Annotated in this window: 18 protein-coding genes; 4 read left to right on the plus strand and 14 right to left on the minus strand. The window is 32.2% G+C overall.

Annotated features, from left to right (window positions below; genetic code table 11):
* Positions 1-5: 5 nt before the first annotated feature.
* The 6 genes from LQ675_RS10715 to LQ675_RS10740 all read right to left on the minus strand — a co-directional run bounded on the left by LQ675_RS10715 (position 6) and on the right by LQ675_RS10740 (position 5,922).
* The gene (locus LQ675_RS10715) at positions 6-623 is read right to left on the minus strand and encodes a phosphoribosylanthranilate isomerase (RefSeq protein WP_048543072.1); all 618 of its coding nucleotides are present in this window, start codon (positions 621-623) and stop codon (positions 6-8) included.
* Positions 613-1,407 (minus strand): indole-3-glycerol phosphate synthase TrpC, encoded by a 795-nt coding sequence (gene trpC, locus LQ675_RS10720; protein WP_107601874.1) that lies wholly within the window; start codon positions 1,405-1,407, stop codon positions 613-615. Before trpC ends, LQ675_RS10715 begins: the two co-directional genes overlap by 11 nt.
* Positions 1,391-2,407, minus strand: coding sequence for an anthranilate phosphoribosyltransferase (trpD, locus tag LQ675_RS10725; protein ID WP_107601875.1), 1,017 nt, complete (start codon positions 2,405-2,407; stop codon positions 1,391-1,393). Before trpD ends, trpC begins: the two co-directional genes overlap by 17 nt.
* The gene (locus tag LQ675_RS10730; RefSeq protein ID WP_075577936.1) at positions 2,373-2,969 is read right to left on the minus strand and encodes an anthranilate synthase component II; all 597 of its coding nucleotides are present in this window, start codon (positions 2,967-2,969) and stop codon (positions 2,373-2,375) included. Before LQ675_RS10730 ends, trpD begins: the two co-directional genes overlap by 35 nt.
* Entirely contained in the window at positions 2,966-4,369 is a 1,404-nt protein-coding gene (locus LQ675_RS10735; RefSeq protein WP_239727960.1) for an anthranilate synthase component I, read from the minus strand. The genes LQ675_RS10730 and LQ675_RS10735 overlap by 4 nt, the downstream gene beginning before the upstream one ends.
* Positions 4,370-4,875: 506 nt before the next feature.
* Positions 4,876-5,922, minus strand: a complete 1,047-nt coding sequence (locus LQ675_RS10740; RefSeq protein WP_239727964.1) for a M42 family metallopeptidase — start codon at positions 5,920-5,922, stop codon at positions 4,876-4,878.
* A 113-nt stretch (positions 5,923-6,035) separates the two neighbouring features.
* Between LQ675_RS10740 and LQ675_RS10745 the strand changes: the two genes are divergently transcribed.
* The gene (locus tag LQ675_RS10745) at positions 6,036-7,127 is read left to right on the plus strand and encodes a prephenate dehydrogenase (RefSeq protein WP_048543084.1); all 1,092 of its coding nucleotides are present in this window, start codon (positions 6,036-6,038) and stop codon (positions 7,125-7,127) included.
* A 797-nt stretch (positions 7,128-7,924) separates the two neighbouring features.
* On the opposite strand, the gene LQ675_RS10750 is transcribed toward LQ675_RS10745, so the two are convergent.
* Entirely contained in the window at positions 7,925-8,650 is a 726-nt protein-coding gene (locus LQ675_RS10750) for a DUF3169 family protein (RefSeq protein ID WP_048543086.1), read from the minus strand.
* On the minus strand, positions 8,647-8,850 hold the full coding sequence (locus tag LQ675_RS10755) for a helix-turn-helix transcriptional regulator (RefSeq protein ID WP_025905978.1): 204 nt from the start codon (positions 8,848-8,850) through the stop codon (positions 8,647-8,649). The genes LQ675_RS10750 and LQ675_RS10755 overlap by 4 nt, the downstream gene beginning before the upstream one ends.
* A gap of 205 nt (positions 8,851-9,055) precedes the next feature.
* Between LQ675_RS10755 and LQ675_RS10760 the strand changes: the two genes are divergently transcribed.
* Complete coding sequence (locus LQ675_RS10760; protein WP_048543088.1) at positions 9,056-10,570, plus strand: Na+/H+ antiporter NhaC family protein; 1,515 nt, start codon at positions 9,056-9,058, stop codon at positions 10,568-10,570.
* A gap of 32 nt (positions 10,571-10,602) precedes the next feature.
* Here LQ675_RS10760 and LQ675_RS10765 read toward each other — a convergent pair whose 3' ends face one another.
* Together LQ675_RS10765 and LQ675_RS10770 are read right to left on the minus strand one after the other, a co-directional pair.
* Entirely contained in the window at positions 10,603-11,739 is a 1,137-nt protein-coding gene (locus LQ675_RS10765; protein ID WP_048543090.1) for a glycerate kinase family protein, read from the minus strand.
* A gap of 72 nt (positions 11,740-11,811) precedes the next feature.
* Positions 11,812-13,083: an SLC13 family permease gene (locus tag LQ675_RS10770; protein WP_048543092.1), complete on the minus strand. Its 1,272-nt coding sequence runs from the start codon at positions 13,081-13,083 to the stop codon at positions 11,812-11,814.
* Between the two features lie 176 nt (positions 13,084-13,259).
* Between LQ675_RS10770 and LQ675_RS10775 the strand changes: the two genes are divergently transcribed.
* Positions 13,260-14,354, plus strand: coding sequence for a tartrate dehydrogenase (locus LQ675_RS10775; protein ID WP_048543094.1), 1,095 nt, complete (start codon positions 13,260-13,262; stop codon positions 14,352-14,354).
* 108 nt (positions 14,355-14,462) lie between these two features.
* Positions 14,463-15,170: a GntR family transcriptional regulator gene (locus LQ675_RS10780; protein WP_119649011.1), complete on the plus strand. Its 708-nt coding sequence runs from the start codon at positions 14,463-14,465 to the stop codon at positions 15,168-15,170.
* 58 nt (positions 15,171-15,228) lie between these two features.
* Here LQ675_RS10780 and LQ675_RS10785 read toward each other — a convergent pair whose 3' ends face one another.
* The 4 genes from LQ675_RS10785 to mqo all read right to left on the minus strand — a co-directional run bounded on the left by LQ675_RS10785 (position 15,229) and on the right by mqo (position 19,136).
* The gene (locus LQ675_RS10785) at positions 15,229-15,642 is read right to left on the minus strand and encodes a VOC family protein (protein WP_172965064.1); all 414 of its coding nucleotides are present in this window, start codon (positions 15,640-15,642) and stop codon (positions 15,229-15,231) included.
* A 113-nt stretch (positions 15,643-15,755) separates the two neighbouring features.
* Complete coding sequence (locus tag LQ675_RS10790) at positions 15,756-16,976, minus strand: Y-family DNA polymerase (RefSeq protein WP_239727967.1); 1,221 nt, start codon at positions 16,974-16,976, stop codon at positions 15,756-15,758.
* 142 nt (positions 16,977-17,118) lie between these two features.
* Positions 17,119-17,523, minus strand: a complete 405-nt coding sequence (locus LQ675_RS10795; RefSeq protein ID WP_048543099.1) for a sporulation protein — start codon at positions 17,521-17,523, stop codon at positions 17,119-17,121.
* 128 nt (positions 17,524-17,651) lie between these two features.
* Positions 17,652-19,136 carry a malate dehydrogenase (quinone) gene (gene mqo, locus LQ675_RS10800; protein WP_119649007.1) on the minus strand — a complete coding sequence of 495 codons (1,485 nt, stop codon included), beginning with the start codon at positions 19,134-19,136 and terminating at the stop codon, positions 17,652-17,654.
* Positions 19,137-19,341: the final 205 nt, after the last annotated feature.

The raw sequence follows: 19,341 nt of genomic DNA on the forward strand, positions 1-19,341 counted from the left end.
TTCAATCATCCCTTTACATATGTTAGTAATGCTTTAATTTTCTCTTTATCTTTTTGACCATTCTTTTCAATTCCACTTGATATATCATAACCATTATGGTTAAAGTTTAATGATTCAATTTGTTTAATTTTATCTATATTAATACCACCAGCAATTAAATACGGAATATTGTTTAATGCATTTAATATAGACCAGTCATAAGATACTCCTGTACCACCATAATCTTTTGAAGGCGTATCAATTAAAAATAAATCTACTTCATTTTTAAAAGCTTCTATATTAGTAACTAATTGATCATTAGCGGGTAAAGCTTTATAAATCTTAATATGCGGATACTTTTCTTTCACCTCATGTATAAATGATACAGATTCATCACCATGAAATTGAAGTGTATTAATAGAAGTTTCTCGAATAAGTTCATCAATTTCTACCATCGTTAAATTCACAACAACAGCTACGATATCAATCGTTTGGGGAATATCTTTACTTAATGACTTTATATCTTTAACAGATACATATCGTTTACTTTTTGGATACGTGATAAATCCAATTGCATCGACATGATTTAAGACAGCTGTTTCGATAGCATCTTTATCTTGAAAGCCACAACATTTAATAAACATGTTGCTCACCTTGTTTTTCTAGTCGTAAACTTGGTAGAAATTCATCTAAGTGTGGATGTTTCATTAGCGACTCCCCAATTAATGCGCCATCAATACCACTGCCGATAATACTTTTTACATCATCTAAAGTACGAATACCACTTTCAGAAATGTATGTTACACCTGGTTTAATTTGTGTTAAGATTTCATTCGTATGTTTAACGTCTGTGACAAATCTTTTTAAGTCACGATTATTAACGCCAATTAATTGTGCACCAATTTCATGTGCAATATTGAGTTCTTCTTTATCATGCACTTCGACAAGTACTTCTAAACCTTTTTCTGTTGCATATGCGTATAAAGTTTTGAGTTCTTCTTTTGATAAAATATTCACGATTAATAATACGATAGAGGCACCAACATGATGTGCTAAATCAATTTGTCTTTTATCAATGATAAAATCTTTACATAAAACAGGTAATGTCGTCTTAGTTGTTAAATTTTGTAATCTCTCATAACTACCATCGAAATATTTTTCATCCGTTAATATAGATATAGCAGAAGCACCGTATTGTTCATATAATTTTATTTGAGTAGCCATATCTCGTTTCGGAATATCTGATACTGTAGGACTTTTTGCTTTTAATTCAGCAATGATATTCAACTTATTATCATGCTGTGTACGACTTAAGAAAGATGTTTTGTGTTGTACATCCACTTTCTCCAATGTGTTTAATTTTTGTTCATAATATTGATTATTTAGTAATGTTTTTTTATATTCTACAATTTCATCCAATATTGTCATAAACTTTGCCTCCTACAGCTTCTAATATATATAATGCATGTTTATTATCTATTAAAGACTCTGCTAAAGTAATACCCTCTTTTATAGAGTCTACTTTTTGACCGGCATATAACGCTAAAGCAGCATTTAATACAACGACATCTCTTTTAGGACCATGATCTTGTCCTGTTAATATGTCTAAAGTAATGACTTTATTTTCTTCAGGTGTTCCACCTTTTAATGATTCATTAGGTGCTGATTGTAATCCGTAGTCTTCAGCATTTACAGTATAATGTTTAATACCTTCTTCTTGAGATACTTCATATATAATGTTGTCACCAGATAAAGTAGCTTCGTCCATGCCACCTGCCCCATGCACGATAATGGCACGTTTTCTTCCTAATTTATAAATTGCTTCAGCAATAATTTTAAGTTTCGTTTCATCATAAACGCCCATCACTTGATAATCTAAATGATACGGATGAATCATTGGTCCAAGTAAATTAAATGTTGTTGGTGTTGGTATTGATTTACGAACAGGTTGAACAGTCTTCATAATCGGATACGTTTCAGTTGCACTTAAAAATGCTAAATTTGTTTCGTTTACTTTTTCTGTCGCATCTTTAATAGGTGTTGTTTGAATATTTAAAGCAGATAAGATATCAATGCTACCTGTTTTAGATGTAATACTTTTATTACCATGTTTCAAAACTTTCAAGCCAGCTGCCGCAACAACAAATGAAGCGGTTGTTGAAATATTAAAGCTGCCAGAATGGTCTCCACCCGTGCCACAAACACAAATACTATCTTCTAAATAAGGTCTTTCTTTATATGTTGTTTCGATTAAACTTTGACTTAAGTTCGATAATTCATCTGATGTTTCACCTTTCATACTTAATGCTACTAAATGTGCAACCTTCAATGATACATCTGCTTGTTCATCCATCATTAAATCTACAAATGATTTCATTTCTTGTTGCGATAAATCATGATACTGAATGAGTTGTTTTAACGTGTTCATAATTTGCACCTTCCCTTGTTATATCGATAAAAGCTTTTATAATTTCATTTCCATGATCTGAAGCAAATGATTCAGGATGAAATTGTATTCCGAAATGTGGTTCTAATTTATGTTCAAATGATTGTATGGAATCTCTCGTTCTTCCTGTAATTTTCAAAGTGCTTGGAAATGTTTTTTCATCACTAATTAATGAGTGATATCTCATAATATTAAAATGCTGTTCGCATTCTTGATACAATTTAGAAGTTTCAATAATATCAATTTGATCAACTTTACCGTGCTTAACTTCTTTCCCAACGACAACTTCTCCACCGTAATAAGTCGTTAATGCTTGAGCGCCTAAACAAATACCTAATATCGGTTTATCTTTATATGCTTCTATTAAATTTTTTAAGTCTTCTGTATCATCAGGATGACCAGGTCCTGGAGATATAACCAATCCATCAATATTTAAATTGAACGGTGCCTCATCCGGATGATAGATTAAGACGTCATCATGTTGCTTAATTAAATCTACTAAGTTATATGTGAATGAATCGTAATTATCAATTACTAATATCATGGTGTAACCTCCAATAAACTTTTTGCTTTGATCATCGTTTCTTTTAATTCTTTTTGTGGGTTTGAATCATATACAACACCACAGCCAGCTTCTACATTTACATATTCGTTATCAACAACCATCGTTCTAATTGTTAAAGCAAAATCTAAATCATGGTTGCAATTAATATAGCCAACACCACCAGCGTAAATACCGCGTTTTCTTTTTCTGCTTTCATAAATTCTTGTGATTGCTCTCGTCTTAGGTGCACCAGATACTGTTCCTGCTGGTAATAAAGCTGTAATCATTTGAAGCGGTGTAATTTCTGGTCTAATTTTACCTTCGACGATTGAGACGATATGCATAACATGTTCAAATCTTTCAACAGTCATTAACTTAGGCATATATACTGAACCTGTTTGAGCAATCATATTTAAATCATTTCTTCCAAGATCGACAAGCATACGGTGTTCAGCTAATTCTTTTTCATCTGTAATCAGTGCAACCTCATTTTGTTTATCTTCTTCTTCTGTTTGACCCCTCTTATTAGTACCTGCTATTGGGTTTGTTGTAATGATATCACCTTGTTTCTTAATGAAACTTTCTGGTGAAGATCCAATGATGCTTCTTTCTTCATCGTCAATGTAATACATATATGGACTTGGGTTTTGTCTTTTTAAATTTTTATAAATTTGAAGTTTCAAAGTATCTTTATTTTGTTCATTAAAGTAATGTTTATATTTATAAATTCTTGAAGGTACGACTTGGAACATATCACCTTGACTAATAAGCGATTTATAATATTCGACTTCTTTCATAAAATCTTCTTCACTAATATTAGTTTCAAGTTCACCTCTTGATGTATATTCAATTTTATTTTGAAATAGTGAAATATCTTTTAATGTTTCAACCATTTTATTGAGCTCATGCTCAACTTGTGCTTCCGTATTCTGACTAAATAAGTTAGATGCGATAACAAACAATTCTTCTTTAAAATGATCAAATACGTATACAGATTCAACAAGATTAAATGAAGCGTCTGGAATATCTGATTGCAATTCAATTTGCTTAAGTAATTTATTTTGATATCTAATTAAATCGAAGCTACAATACCCGATCATGCCAGATACAAATGGTAAATGTGTTAAAATATCTGGAACTTCGTCAACTTTTATATCATTGATGAAATCCTCTAGTGATTCATATGGACGTTCATTTACAAGTTGTTCTTCTTCATTTATGAATATTTGTAAATAATCATCATATAAATTCACTTTTCCAACAGCTTCGAACGCTACAATTGAAAATCTACCTTTCATTTGGTCTGTGCTTGCACTTTCTAAAATCATTTTCTTACGATTTATTTGTCCTAAAGTTTCTGGGGTAATATCAGCATTTAACTTTTTAAATTTAATAATCATCTTAATCCTCCTTAATAAAAAAACCGCGCATAAACATCCTAATCAAACAGGACGCTTATGCGCGGTACCACCTTCATTAATAAGTCTAGAACTTATTCACTCATTAAATATTTAATTATGTCTACATGGTCCCCATTTCTAAATTAAACTGTGTTAGTTTACATCAACCACTAACTTTCTGTTTGCTACAGGCTTTAATTTATACTTATGACCACTGATTTAGGTATACAAAAAGACACCACAGTATACGCTATCTGTAAGGACGCGTTACCGTGGTGCCACCTTAGTTAACATTGAATTTCATGTTCACTCTAAATTTCATTTAATTGATGATTTGAAAGCCCAATTCTCTCTTTGTGTGTAGTGCTAATTTACATCAACCATTAGCTTTCTATTGGCTACTATCAACACGAGATACTTATCTTTCAAATTCCGAATGATTTCTTCGGATTAATTAAATATCACTATACGAGAATAAATTTTAAATGTCAACCCTTAAATTCTGATTAGTTTTTAATTTCTGATAAACAATAAGCTCTTAATAACTTTTCACTTTCAAGAATAGAATCTTCATGTGTGCGTTCTAAAGCATGCGAAGATTCAATGCCTGCACCGAATAATCCATGTCTAATATCAGCACCAGCATGTATAGCAGCAGAAGCATCAGAACCATAATAAGGATATATATCTAATTTATATTGAATATCATTTTCTTTGCATAAATTGACTAAATGATTTCTTAAACCTACATGATATGGCCCTGAAGCATCTTTCACACAAATAGATACTGTGTATTCATCAGAAGCTTGTCCATCTCCTAATGCACCCATATCAAAAGCGATAAATTCTACAACTTTATCTGAAATACTTGAATTTGCACCATAACCAATTTCCTCATTGTTCGAAATATAAAATTGTGTCGTATGTGGTATTTCAACATTTTCTTCTTTAAGATATTTCAAAAATTGTAAAATCATCGCAACACTCGCTTTATCATCAAGGTGACGAGATTTAACAAATCCTGATTCTGTATGTACAAATCTTGGGTCGAAACTCACTGCATCTCCAATTTCAATGCCTAGTGCTCTTGTATCTTCTGAATTAAATGTTTTTTCATCTAATCTTACTTCCATATGTTCGGCATTTCGTGGAATTTCAGTATTATTTTTATATACATGAACACTTGTTTCATGTAAACAAATGGTACCTGTTATTTCTTTTCCACTTTGCGTAGTGATAGTACAATATTCCCCTTCAATTGCATTCCAACTAAATCCCCCAATTAAATCTAGTTGTAATCTGCCATCTTCTTTAATATCTTTAACAATTGCACCTAATGTATCTACATGTGCTGTAATCAGACGTTGTGCATCATCATTTTTTCCTGGAACGTTGATAAATAATCCGCCTTTGTGTGTTACACTCGTATCATAATTTAAAGACTCAGCAACTTTTCTACAATATTCAACTGCTGGATCAGCAAATCCAGACGGACTATTAATGTAAACAAGTTCTTTAATTGTATCGATTGTTTCTTTTACGTTAATTGTCATATTACCACTCCTTATACATTTATTATCATTCTATACTTTTAAAAAAATAAATCAATAACACTTGCTTTCTCACACTAACTTACTTTAAACTATTAAAGTATTGGAGGGATTTTATGCAACGCGTATTTATAGTTGGACTAGGATTAATTGGTGGGAGTTTAATACAAAATATTAAATTTTATCATCCCAATTTACATATAACAGGTTACGATTATTTTGAAAAACATTCAGAAATCGCATTATCTATGAAAATTATAGATGAAATTGCAACGGACTTTGATTCTAGTGCTCGTCAAGCAGATTTAATTATATTAGCCACACCCGTACAGCAATCTATTGAGTACGGTAAGCGATTATTAGAAATTGATACTAAACCAGGATTAATCGTTACCGATACAGGTAGTACGAAATTAGGATTAAGTTCACTAGAATCACAATTATTAGAACAAGATATTCATTTAATCGGTGGACATCCAATGGCAGGTAGCCATAAGTCAGGTGTCACGAATTCAAAAAAGCACTTATTCGAGAATGCTTATTATGTATTGATATATGATCAAGCAGACAATGAAGCGGCTTATAGTGAAGTTAAACATTTGTTAGAACCTACTAAAGCAAAATTCATCAAAATGTCGGCAAAAGAACATGACTATGTAACTGGCGTCGTCAGTCATTTTCCACATGTCATCGCATCAAGTTTAATTCATATGAATGAAGAAAACACACAAATATCTGAATATGTCAGAACACTAGCAGCAGGCGGTTTCCGTGACATCACACGTATCGCGAGTAGTAATGCTGATATGTGGCGTGACATCACATTAGAAAATAAAGAACATCTTGTCACACTTATGGAAAATTGGATCGAACAAATGACACATACGAAAGAAATGATAGAAGAAGGAAATCCTGCATTAATTCATGATTTTTATCAATCAGCCAAAACATATAGAGACCAGCTCCCTATTAAAGAGCAAGGTGCCCTAACTTCAACATTTGATTTATATGTCGATATCCCAGATAAACCAGGTATGATCAGTGAAGTAACAAGAATACTCGGACAAAATCACATCTCTATAACAAATATTCGAATATTAGAAGTTAGAGAAGATATTATGGGTGCATTAAGATTAAGCTTCAAATCAAGCACAGACAGAGATCGCGCAATAGAAGCCTTACAATCATTTGATACGTATACATTGTAATATCGAATATCGAGATTAGGAACAAAGCCAAGAGAATGAATGTCTCTTGGCTTTGTTTTGATTAGTGGAATAGATTGTGGATGATCTCTTGGATTAAATAGGTCGTTAAACCATGACTTGGGCGATCTCTTGGATTAAGTTAGACATTAAGCCATGACTTAGGCTTTCTCTTGGATTAAGTTAGACATTAAGCCATGACTTGGGCTTTCTCTTGGATTAAGTTAGACATTAAGCCATGACTTAGGTGATCTCTTGACTTAAATAGGTCGTTAAGCCATGACTTGGGCGATCTCTTGGCTTAAATAGGTCGTTAAGGCATGACTTGGGTGATCTCTTGGCTTAAGTTAGACATTAAGCCATGACTTGGGCTTTCTCTTGGCTTAAGTTAGACATTAAGCCATGACTTGGGCAATCTCTTGGTTTAAGTTGTTCGTTAAGCCATGACTTGGGCAATCTCTTGGTTTAAGTTGTTCGTTAAGCCATGACTTGGGTCATCTCTTGGCTTAAGTTAGACATTAAGCCATGACTTAGGCTATCTCTTGGCTTAAGTTAGACATTAAGCCATGACTTAAGTCATCTCTTGGCTTAAGTTAGGCGTTAAGCCATGACTTAGGTGATCTCTTGGATTAAGTTAGGCGTTAAGCCATGACTTGGGCGATCTCTTGGCTTAAGTTAGGCGTTAAGCCATGACTTGGGCTTTCTCTTGGCTTAAATAGGTCGTTAAGCTAAGACTTGGGTCACTTCAATTGTACATCCTCATTCATTCAAACAAAAAACTGCCCATAAAAGGCAGTTTTTTATATTGTTTCTGATACTTTTTTAGAGTAATACATTGTGTTGACTAAATATAAAATAATCAATAATGACACACTAAAGAATTGATTATTGTTTGATGAGATTGAGAATATTGATGATAATGCTATACATCCGATTATTAATTGTTGGTTCAGTGTATAAGTTTTTTGTAGTGCAATTAATGTAATATATTGTTCTCCACTATCCATCATATCTATTATTTTTTCATTTAATTTTTTATCTCCTGCTTTAGGATAGTTTCGCTCTGGGTATAATTTTCTCAATTTAGATAAATGCATATATGATATTGGTGCTGTTGCTATTAATGAAATCATCGCAATTAATAAAGACAGCATACTTGGTTCTTTTGTTAAGTTAATGACGATATTTAGTATTGTTAAAGCTATTGTCATAATGATACCAAGCAATATGGGTGGATAAATTAATGTTTTTTCTAACTGTATTTCTATTTCATCTTCATTTTCAGGATTTGTTTCAAATTTTCTATATTTTTCAGCTTTTTTATAAACGTTCAATAAAATGATAACTAAAATAACTAATACAATTGCTAGAATAATGGCTGTAATATCAGTTTGCACTGTCGTAAGTTCAATTTCTAAAAAGTCATGTCCTTTTTTAAAAATACTTGTAAGTAAGCCACCTACTAAACCACCGATCAGCATATATAATATTAAGTTACCAATTAACATAATTTTATTCTTTTTCATAATTCATCCTCCTCGAATATGAAAACATCTTCAACATTTTCTTTGAGTATTCTTGCTATTCTAACAGCAGTCAATACTGATGGCATAAAGTTATTCCGCTCTATCAAAGAAACTGTTTGTCTTGAAATTCCTGCTCTTTTAGCCAATTCAGTTTGATTAAATCCTTCCCGAGCTCTTAACTCTTTTACCCTATTTCTCATTTGACCACCACCTACATTTATCAATATACACGATTTTAGTCATATTGACAAATATAGTTGTCAATTTGTTATATATAATTGTCACTGTTCTATGTATAAGAATGCATATCATTGTTAATTTATTAAAATCATATTTACTTATTTATAATTATATGTGAAGATTAAATAATTACATATTTCAGAATATTTTGAAGGGGGTATTTTTATGGATCATTTTGGCTTTTGGTCGATTATTCCTCCAATTATAGCCATTATTATGGTATTACTTACGAGAAGTGTTATTGTTTCATTATTTTTAGGATTATTTTCAGGCATACTCTTGTTAACAAGCTTTCATCCAATATCTTCTTTAAAAAAATTACTTGGAGATTATTTGTACAGCACGGTTGCTGATGAATATAATGCGGGCATACTTATCTTATTAGTGTTTATCGGAGGATTTGTGGCGTTGCTTGAGAACTCAGGTGGTGCAAAAGCATTTGCGAATCGATTTATATCAGGTGCAAAAAGTCGTATCAAAATCCAACTTGCTGCTTGGTTTAGTGGTATTATAATATTCTTTTCTGAAATGGGCACACCTTTAATTGTTGGTCCAATTTATGAAAGTTTATTTGATAAAGCGAAGATATCACGAGAAAAATTAGCTTGGATTATTGATTCAACAGCATCGCCAGTTTCTGTAATGGTACCGTTTATAGGTTGGGGCGTTTATATTATGGGTTTAATTGATACAGAATTTAAACGATTAAGTATAGATATGTCCTCATGGGATGCCTTTATGGTTTCATTACCCTACTTTATTTATCCAGTCCTTGCGGTATTAATCGTCCCTCTTATTATTTTATTAAAATTAGATTTCGGACCTATGAAAGCAGCTGAGGATCGTATAATGAATACTGGTCAAATTTATTGGGACAATGCGAAGCCATTAAGAGAAAGTGTAGAAGTTGATAAAGATGTAGAAAATAAAAGTAAACCCATTCTAATTTGGTTACCTATCGTCATTTTAATTGTTTCATTGTTTACTTTATTAGCACCTAAAGGATTCCCGTTCCAAAGTGTAGAGGGTAAAGATTTCAGAATAGCTTTAAGTTTATCTTATTTCTTTGCTGCTATTTCTATTATCCTATTAATGTTATTTTATAAAGTTAAGACAATTAGCCAATCATTAAATATTTATACTACCGGTATGAAAAATATGACAGATATTTTAGTTATTTTAGTATTAGCATGGTCTTTAGGAAGTGTATTGGACAAATTAGGAACGGCTAACTATATCGTTCAAGTTATCGATGGCACGATACCACCTGCTATAGTACCTGCTTTAATTTTCCTTGTTGGTGCATGTATGTCCTTCGCAAACGGAACTTCTTGGGGAACATTTGCTATTATGTTACCTCTCGCAATTCCATTAGGATATCATTTAGACATTTCGTTAGCAGTTTGTATAGGAGCCGTTATTTCTGGAGGTATCTTTGGGGATCATAGTTCTCCAATATCAGATACAACCATATTATCATCAACAGGTGCTGGTGCTGATCATAAAGATCACAACAAGACCCAAGTACCGATTGCAATATTTAACGGTATTGTAACAACGATTGCTTTACTTATTACAAGTATAATTGATTTTAAATTCACACTTATTTTAGCTATCTTATCCATGATATGTGGTGTCTTTATTATAAATCAAGTTCAGAAATATCGGTATAATCATTAAAAAGAGATGGGATAATTTCCCACCTCTTTTTATTATTTCAATTTAAGCGCTCTAAAAATTTGTTCAGTTTGTTGTTCAATGAGTTTATCACCATTATTCATAGCATCTTCTAAAGTCATTGGACCATTTGCAATACTAAATGCTGCAGTTAAGCCTTGTTCGTGAAGTGCTGATAATGGCATCTCTACCGTACCACCAATTGCGATAACAGGTATGTCATAAGATTTTGCAATTTGTGCAATTCCTGATATGACTTTTCCACCTGAAGTTTGACCATCAATTTTACCTTCACCAGTGATAATTAGGTCTATTTCATTTTCTTTAATAATATCTTTAAAATTCACAAAATCCACTACTAGTTCTATACCTCTTTTTAACTCTGCATTTAAGAACGCTAACATGCCACCTGCTGTTCCACCCGCAGCGCCAGCACCTTCTATATTGCTTATTTCTTGATCTTTAAATGACTTAATAACATCTGCAAAATGAATAAATGATTGATCTAGCCTCTCTACGATTTCTGGAGTTGCTCCCTTTTGTGGCCCAAATATATAACTTGCACCTTGTTTACCAACGAATGGATTCGTCACATCGCATGCAATTTCAAATTTCACATCATGTATTTGTGGCATCACATCTGATTGATCTATCGCTTCAATATTATGAATATGTTCTGCACCTAATGGTATTTCTACTCCATTTTTATCTAGAAATTGATAGCCTAATGCTTGTAATAAACCAATTCCTGCATCATTTGTAGCACTTCCACCTAAGCATACAATAAAATGTTTAATGCCTTTTTCAATGGCATCTTTAATAAGTAAGCCTGTTCCATAAGTGGTCGTATGTAATGGATTAAGTTCCTCTTGTTTAAGTAAATCAATCCCTGAACTTGTAGCTAGTTCTATAATAGCTGTCTTTCCATCACCAGTTATACCATAACTTGATTGAATTGGTCTTGATAACGGATCAATACTCTTAACTCCCATTACTGTTCCTTTAGTTGCTTGCACTAAATTAATCATCGTACCCTCTCCACCATCTGCCATTGGAAGAATAAACGTTTTAGATTCAGGATCTACTGTTAAAATGCCACGTTCTATCGCTTGTGCAGCACTGAGTGCATCAATACTACCTTTAAAGGAATCTGGTGCAATTAAAACTTTCATGAATAACGCCACCTTCTTATGATTTCGTTCTAATTATATGTTACAGAAAAAATATAAAATTAACAGATTTAATTAATAAAATGGGAAGAATATTGGTAACAGAATCATTGAAACAATGATAGATAAAATAATAAGTGGAATACCCGCAATAGCATAGTCTTTAAATTTAAATCCTCCAAGACCGTAAACCATTGTATTAGCAGGCATTCCAATTGGTGTCGCAAATGCTAATGATCCACCGATTACAGTCGCCATTAATACAGCGCTAGGATCTGCCCCCATACCATTTGCAATAGAAATACTAATTGGAACTAATAATGCAGTTGTTGCCGTATTAGACATAAAATTCGTCATCGTAGCAGATAACACGAGTATAACAAATAATAATACATACGGAGATGGATCTTTACCTAATGTACTCATTAACGAACTGGCAATTAGCTTACCTGCACCAGATACTTGAATAGCATTTGCTAAAGCAAGTGACCCTACAAATAATAATATTGTATTCATATCAATTGATCTCATCGCTTTTTTCTCTGGAATAACTCTTGTTGCCATTAACACTAAAGCACCAATCCATGCAGAAACATGTAACGCAATACCTATTTGCTGTTCAAAAATCATTGCGATAACGGTTAAAATCAATACGCCTAAAGACATAACTTGTTTCCATTTTGGAACCTTTGAATAATCAACTTCTTGAGCATATATTGAATCTTCTTCAAGATCGACTTCTTCTCTTTTTGGTAATAATTTATGTCCAATTAAAGTGAAATATAATATACCGATAATAAGAATTGGTAACCCTACTTTTGCATATTCAAAAAATCCAAATCCATCACCTATTTGTTTAAGCGCTGACTGTGCAATCATGTTACCAGGTGCGCCAATTAAACTTAAGTTACCACCCATTGCAGCTGCAAAAACTAATGGTAATAGTAAAGTAGATCTTGAAAAACCGGATTTTGCTGCGATACCAATTACAACTGGTATTAAAACTGCTGCAGTACCTGTATTAGAAAGTACCCCTGACATTAAACCAGTTATTAACATAACAGAAATAATTAATTGTCTTTCAGTTTTAGCAAATTTTGTGACGATTCCCCCTATTTTTTGAGCCATTCCTGTCTCGAAAAACGCGCCACCAACAATAAACATAGCCATAAATAATAGTACGTTACTATCAACGAATCCTGCAAAAGCTTCTTCAGGTTTAAGTACGCCTGTAATGACTAATCCAATTGCGACGATCATCGCAGTTACTGCTAACGGTATTTTTTCCCAAGCGAACATAACTATTGCAAATACTAAAAATATTAAAGTAATTATTGAACTATCCATACTAAACACCCCTTATTCCAAAATTTGATAGCGTTTTCATTTCAATCATCGTACATTAACGTATACATTAAGTCAATAATTTAGTGAAATATTTTTCTTATTAAGTTATATATTGACATTAACGTATACATTATTTAATAATGGATGTATCACAAAGAAACAGGAGGTTATTTATCATGTCAGAAGAAAAAACATTTAAAATTGCTGTCATTCCAGGTGATGGTATTGGTAAAGAAGTTGTTAACGAAGGGGTTCGTGTATTAAATCATTTAGCAGAGCAATCCAATCATCAATTTTCATTTGATTTTGATTACTTCCCTTGGGGATGTGAGTACTATTTAGAAAATGGTCGTATGATGGCAGAAGATGGATTAGATACTTTAAAAGACTATGATGCTATATACTTTGGTGCTGTAGGGTTCCCAAATGTTCCCGACCATATTAGCTTATGGGGATTGAGAATCGCAATATGTCAAGGATTTGACCAATGGGCAAATATTCGTCCAGTTGAATTTTTACCAGGTGTTGAAAGTAAATTAAATCATCCTGATGTTGAATCTTTAAATTGGGTACTCATTCGTGAAAATTCTGAAGGTGAATATTCTGGCGTTGGTGGTCGTAACTTTACTGGTAGAGGTGAAGGAAATGAAGTAGCCGTACAATCATCTTTATTTACAGAAAAAGGCTGTGAACGTGTTATTAGATATGCTTTTGAAACTGCAAGAAAGCGTAAACGTAAAAAAGTAACAAGTGTTACTAAAAGTAATGCGCAACAATATGGGATGGTATTATGGGATGATGTATTTAAACGTGTGAGCAAAGAATATCCTGATGTTGAAACAGATCAATGGTTAGTTGATGCTATGGCGGCACACTTTGTGTTACATCCAGAAGATTTAGAAGTCGTAGTTGCATCTAACTTATTAGCAGATATTTTATCTGACTTAGGTAGTGCATTAGCAGGTAGTTTAGGTATTGCAGCAAGTGCAAACTTAAATCCAGATCGTCGTTATCCAAGCATGTTTGAATCAGTTCATGGTTCTGCACCAGATATTGCTGGTAAAGGTATCGCAAACCCTATTGGAGCTATTGGTAGTGCAGCATTAATGTTAGATCATTTAGGATTAAAAGAAGAAGCAAATCAAGTCAATGAAGCTATTAAGAAAGCGACAGGTTCTGGCGCACTTACAATAGACATCGGTGGTAATACAACAACTAAAAAAATGGCAGATTCAATTATTGAGAACTTACATTCAAATGTGAAGCAATAATTTTATTCGTAATCATTTTATATAACCGCACGTCTTTCTGTTATAATGAGAGAAACTCATTTTAAGAAAGACGTGTATTTTTTATTATTTGAATGAGGAGGATACGACATGTCAGAAGAGCATCAAATTGAATATGATTCTTTAAAAGGAAAACTTCTAGACATCGCTAAACAGTTAGATGAACAGCGATTACCTATTCGTGCTTATCATATATTACGTATTGCGATTAAAAATTTAATATTAGAGCCGGGGCAAACAATTTTAGAAAGAGAAATTGCTGAAGCTTTAGAAATGAGTCGTACGCCTGTTAGAGAAGCATTAGTAAGATTACAAACTGAAGGATTACTGACTTTAATTCCAAGGCGTGGTTTTAATATCAATCCGATAAAAAAGCATGATTTAAAGGAAATCTATGAAATCACTGAAACATTAGATGGTTTGGCAGTAGAATTAGCGACAACAAAAGTGACAGAAGAAAATATAGCACATTTAAAGCATTTAATAGAATTACAACAAGAACAACTTGAACAGAATAATTTATACGAATGGTCTATATTAGATGATCAATTCCATGCAGATTTAATTAGTTTTGCAAATAATACACGCTTAAGTAGCGTAATTAATATACATGCAGACCAATTATTTAGAGCTAGACTATTTACGATAAATGACCGACCTGCTCCATATCAATCTATCATTGAACATAAAGCGATTATTGCATGTATAGAAGCTAAAGATAAGCATGCCGCACGATTAGCTATGCAATCTCACAGAAAAAGATCGTGGGGAGAAATTGTTAATTCATTAAATGACTAGATTAAAAAACCATAAACTTTACTCAAAAATTGTTTATGGTTTTTCTTTATACTTTATTTTATTGATGAGTATAAGTTAAATCCCAACCTATACCAAATTGATCGATTACTTTCGCATATGTCTGACCCCAGAAAGTTTGTCCAAGTTCCATTTGAACTTGTCCACCTTCTTTAAAAATATTATAAACTTCATTAATTTGTTCTTCTGTTTCAAATTCTAAAACAATATATATATTGTGATTCTTATGAAGTGAATCATCATCATTTGGGGTATCAGAAAACATAAATAAATGACCATTAACTTCTAATTGTGCATGTATAATTCTATTTGGATCTTCGGAGGCATCTACACCTGCATCACCATAAGTTTGTGATTCTCTTACACTTCCATCTAATGCTTCACTATAAAATGCTAATGCTTCCTCGCAAGTTCCGTTAAAGTAAAGATAAGGTGTAACTTGTTTAATCACCATGCACCACTCCCCATATTTGATTGTTAATCAAAATAAGTATATAAATGTGCAAAGAGTTTGTCAAATGTTAATAAAATTTACATTTTCAACACATAGTGATTATTTTCTGTATTTCATCTATGATCGACTAGATTCTGTCTACTTTCATCTTGTCTTCTATACGTGTTATTGTCACTTTGTTCATTTGCAAGCAATGCTAATGCTTCATCACGTTCTCGCTCAAATGTATCTATAAATAAATTCAGTTCACGAGCTCGTTCTGGCACGAGTTGCGTAAGTGAAATATTTAATGCTGAATACTGCTCATGTTTATCACATAACTGTTCTGTAAAACTCCAGATTACTCTAAATATATCCATCGTAATATTCGTGCCGTCTTTTAAAGTATAAGATTTAGAGATTGTATTGGCATTACTTTTCAGTGAAAAAGCAATTGTCTTAACTAATAAATTTCTAGATCTTAATTGTTTCGTTAAACGTTCCACTTGTTGAAGTATAATTTCTTTCATTTCATAATATTGATATTGTTTTTCAAACGCTACTTCACATTTAATGTCCGGATTATAAATACTATGAGTTTCCCTAAAGATATTAGTATCTATACCATTGCTGATTAGATTCAATTCCTTACCCATAGTGCCATATAATTGTGTTAATTTATTAACTGGATAACGTGCTAAATCTCCAACAGTATATAAACCAAGCTCATTTAATTCCTTTTCTAATCGATTATTTATGCCCCATACTTTATGCAACGGATGTATCGGCCACACTTTATCCATTATATCGCTATAATTTAATAATCCAATTGATTGATCATGTTGATAAGATTCTGTATCTAAAGCCAACTTGCTCAGCAACATGTTCGGTCCAATACCTATATGGCAATTCAATTGCGTTTCTTGTTCAATTTCGGCTCGAATTCTAGCAGCAAATTCACTTGGTTTATCACAATATTGTTTATAATAATCTGTCACATCAATGAAAATTTCATTTACACGATGTTGTTGGATATCATCTGCGTGTACATAATTAAGCAATACTTTATAAATAGTATTTGCATAGTTTATATATTGTTTCATATTTGGATTGATGATAAAGATATCATTTCTATGTGGTATTTCAAATAGTCTTGAACCAGTCTTGATTCCTAATTCTTGCAATGGCTCAGTAGCAGAAATAACAATGGCGCCTTGCCTTTTCGTATCGGAAATAACAGCTAATTTATTTTCATTTGGGTTAATACCTTTAGAAACACATGACACATTCGCAAAAAAGTTATGAAGACTTAAACATAAAATATATCTCTCTTGGAAATCACTGTAATTGTACATCACATCACCTCCTAGAACATTTGTTTGTATCATCATTATATACGAACATACGTTCTATTTCAAGAGATTTATTTGTCTAAATAAAAAAGCCCTACAAAGCATTAACCTCTTATAGGTCAGCTTTGTAAGACTTGATTATTAATTATCGTACTATACTTAATTTTTCTTCATCATCAGCGCCAATTGACTGATCGATATGAACATGTGTCTTTAAATATATTTCATCTGGTTCACCTTTGAATTCAATTTGTTCTAATTTAAATTCAAATTCATATTCTTGATGGTCTTTCTTCTTAATCAAGAAGGATTGATTAACTTTATGCTTATGCAATTCATAATCAAATTCCGAAAAATCACTATCCTCATTTTGATTATTGACACGTTCAATAAGGGACAATTCGATATATTTAACTTCTAAATCACATGACCCACCTTTAAATATTACTTTACCTTTAATGGGTTCTTCTTCATTAAAAGTCATCTTTTCTAAACGCGTATCGATTGTTAGATTACCGACACCTATAGAGGTAAGTAATTTTTCAAACATAATACAAATCCCCCTTAATCTTCATTAAAGATAGTTTAACCCGATTAAACTAAAATTTAAAGTGATTAAAGAGAATTTTTTAATTATAGTAGATAATTTTTTAACAATCGTCAATATTCAACTAAATCTTACTTATATAAACCTAATGCTTTCGAAGTTGATGAATTAATTTCATTAAATAAATCAGGATTATCAGATAAGTTTGTTCTAAATGAAGGTATCATTTGTTTAATCTTATCTTCCCAGTTTACAAATTCATTAGGGAAACAGTTTTCAAGTAACTGCAACATAACATGTACAGCAGTAGAAGCACCTGGAGAGGCACCTAATAACGCAGAAATAGAGCCATCTTCACTTGTTACAAGTTCAGTACCAAATTGTAATGTACCCTTTCCGCCTTCTTGAGTATCTTTAATGACTTGTACACGTTGACCAGCGATTACGATATCCCAATCTTCTAACTTCGCAGTCGGTATAAATTCTTTTAGTTCTTCTAAACGCTTTTCATCTGACAATAAGACTTGTTCTACTAAATATTTCGTTAATCCCATTTCTTTTAAACCAGCTGATAACATCGTAAAGATATTATTCGGTTTCACTGAACCAAATAAATCTAAGTTAGAGCCAGTCTTCAAGAATTTAGGCGAGAATCCAGCAAATGGTCCAAATAATAATGAACGTTTACCTTCAATGTATCTAGTATCTAAATGTGGTACTGACATTGGCGGCGCTCCGACTTTTGCTTTACCGTATACTTTAGCGTCATGTTTAGCAATAATTTCTTCATTATTACATACCATAAATAAACCACTAACTGGGAAACCTCCAATATTAGAAGCTTCTTTAATACCTGTCTTTTGTAAAAGTGGCAAACTACCGCCACCAGCACCGATAAATACAAATTGAGTATTATGGTATTCAGCCTTTTTAGTTTCGGCATTATAAATCTTTAATTGCCATGAATTGTCTTCATTTCTTCGAATATTCTGAACAGAATGATTATAATTTAACTCAACACCTTGGTCTTTTAAGTCACTTAATAATGAGCGCGTTAAATTCCCAAAGTTTACATCCGTACCAGATTCAATTTTAGTTGCGGCAATTCTTTCATCTTGAGAACGCCCTTCCATCATAAGCGGCATCCAATGCTTTAACGTTTCAAAATTATCTGTAAACGTCATACCAGTGAATAATGGATTTTTTGATAATGCATCACATCTATTTTTCAAAAATTGTACATTTTTGTCTCCATACACAAAACTCATATGTGGTACAGGACGAATAAATGATTGTGGATCTGTTAAACTACCTTTATTTACTAAATATGTCCAAAATTGCTTTGATAATTGAAATTGTTCATTTATTTGAATTGCTTTATCAATATTAACTGAACCATCCGCCTCTTCTTTAGTATAATTCAATTCACATAATGCTGAATGACCAGTTCCCGCGTTATTCCATTCGTTAGAACTTTCTTCAGCAGGTTTTGATAATTTTTCAAATAATTTAATTTCTAAGTTTGGTGATAATTCTTTAAGCATTGTACCTAAAGTAGCACTCATAATGCCTCCACCAATTAATATTACATCTGTTTTCTTATGTAAAGCATTCATAATTAACTACAGAGCCCCTTTCAATATTAACCATTTCGACTATATATATGTCCATAAAAAATATACAAATGAATAATTTGTATGAATTAATCTATGTATTACTACTATTATAAACCTTATACTTTCATTTAAAAAGTGACAACAAGTGCACAATGTGTAATAAGTTAACTTTATTATTAAGTTACATTAAAATAGTCGAGTATTA

Source organism: Mammaliicoccus sp. D-M19, assembly GCF_022386695.1.
Lineage (GTDB): Bacteria > Bacillota > Bacilli > Staphylococcales > Staphylococcaceae > Mammaliicoccus > Mammaliicoccus sciuri.

What these genes read in the sequence shown, in the direction of transcription:
- LQ675_RS10715 (WP_048543072.1), bottom strand. Translation starts at nt 623, where the DNA reads ATGTTTATTAAATGTTGTGGCTTTCAAGATAAAGATGCTATCGAAACA.
- trpC (WP_107601874.1), bottom strand. Translation starts at nt 1,407, where the DNA reads ATGACAATATTGGATGAAATTGTAGAATATAAAAAAACATTACTAAAT.
- trpD (WP_107601875.1), bottom strand. Translation starts at nt 2,407, where the DNA reads ATGAACACGTTAAAACAACTCATTCAGTATCATGATTTATCGCAACAA.
- LQ675_RS10730 (WP_075577936.1), bottom strand. Translation starts at nt 2,969, where the DNA reads ATGATATTAGTAATTGATAATTACGATTCATTCACATATAACTTAGTA.
- LQ675_RS10735 (WP_239727960.1), bottom strand. Translation starts at nt 4,369, where the DNA reads ATGATTATTAAATTTAAAAAGTTAAATGCTGATATTACCCCAGAAACT.
- LQ675_RS10740 (WP_239727964.1), bottom strand. Translation starts at nt 5,922, where the DNA reads ATGACAATTAACGTAAAAGAAACAATCGATACAATTAAAGAACTTGTT.
- LQ675_RS10745 (WP_048543084.1), top strand. Translation starts at nt 6,036, where the DNA reads ATGCAACGCGTATTTATAGTTGGACTAGGATTAATTGGTGGGAGTTTA.
- LQ675_RS10750 (WP_048543086.1), bottom strand. Translation starts at nt 8,650, where the DNA reads ATGAAAAAGAATAAAATTATGTTAATTGGTAACTTAATATTATATATG.
- LQ675_RS10755 (WP_025905978.1), bottom strand. Translation starts at nt 8,850, where the DNA reads ATGAGAAATAGGGTAAAAGAGTTAAGAGCTCGGGAAGGATTTAATCAA.
- LQ675_RS10760 (WP_048543088.1), top strand. Translation starts at nt 9,056, where the DNA reads ATGGATCATTTTGGCTTTTGGTCGATTATTCCTCCAATTATAGCCATT.
- LQ675_RS10765 (WP_048543090.1), bottom strand. Translation starts at nt 11,739, where the DNA reads ATGAAAGTTTTAATTGCACCAGATTCCTTTAAAGGTAGTATTGATGCA.
- LQ675_RS10770 (WP_048543092.1), bottom strand. Translation starts at nt 13,083, where the DNA reads ATGGATAGTTCAATAATTACTTTAATATTTTTAGTATTTGCAATAGTT.
- LQ675_RS10775 (WP_048543094.1), top strand. Translation starts at nt 13,260, where the DNA reads ATGTCAGAAGAAAAAACATTTAAAATTGCTGTCATTCCAGGTGATGGT.
- LQ675_RS10780 (WP_119649011.1), top strand. Translation starts at nt 14,463, where the DNA reads ATGTCAGAAGAGCATCAAATTGAATATGATTCTTTAAAAGGAAAACTT.
- LQ675_RS10785 (WP_172965064.1), bottom strand. Translation starts at nt 15,642, where the DNA reads ATGGTGATTAAACAAGTTACACCTTATCTTTACTTTAACGGAACTTGC.
- LQ675_RS10790 (WP_239727967.1), bottom strand. Translation starts at nt 16,976, where the DNA reads ATGTACAATTACAGTGATTTCCAAGAGAGATATATTTTATGTTTAAGT.
- LQ675_RS10795 (WP_048543099.1), bottom strand. Translation starts at nt 17,523, where the DNA reads ATGTTTGAAAAATTACTTACCTCTATAGGTGTCGGTAATCTAACAATC.
- mqo (WP_119649007.1), bottom strand. Translation starts at nt 19,136, where the DNA reads ATGAATGCTTTACATAAGAAAACAGATGTAATATTAATTGGTGGAGGC.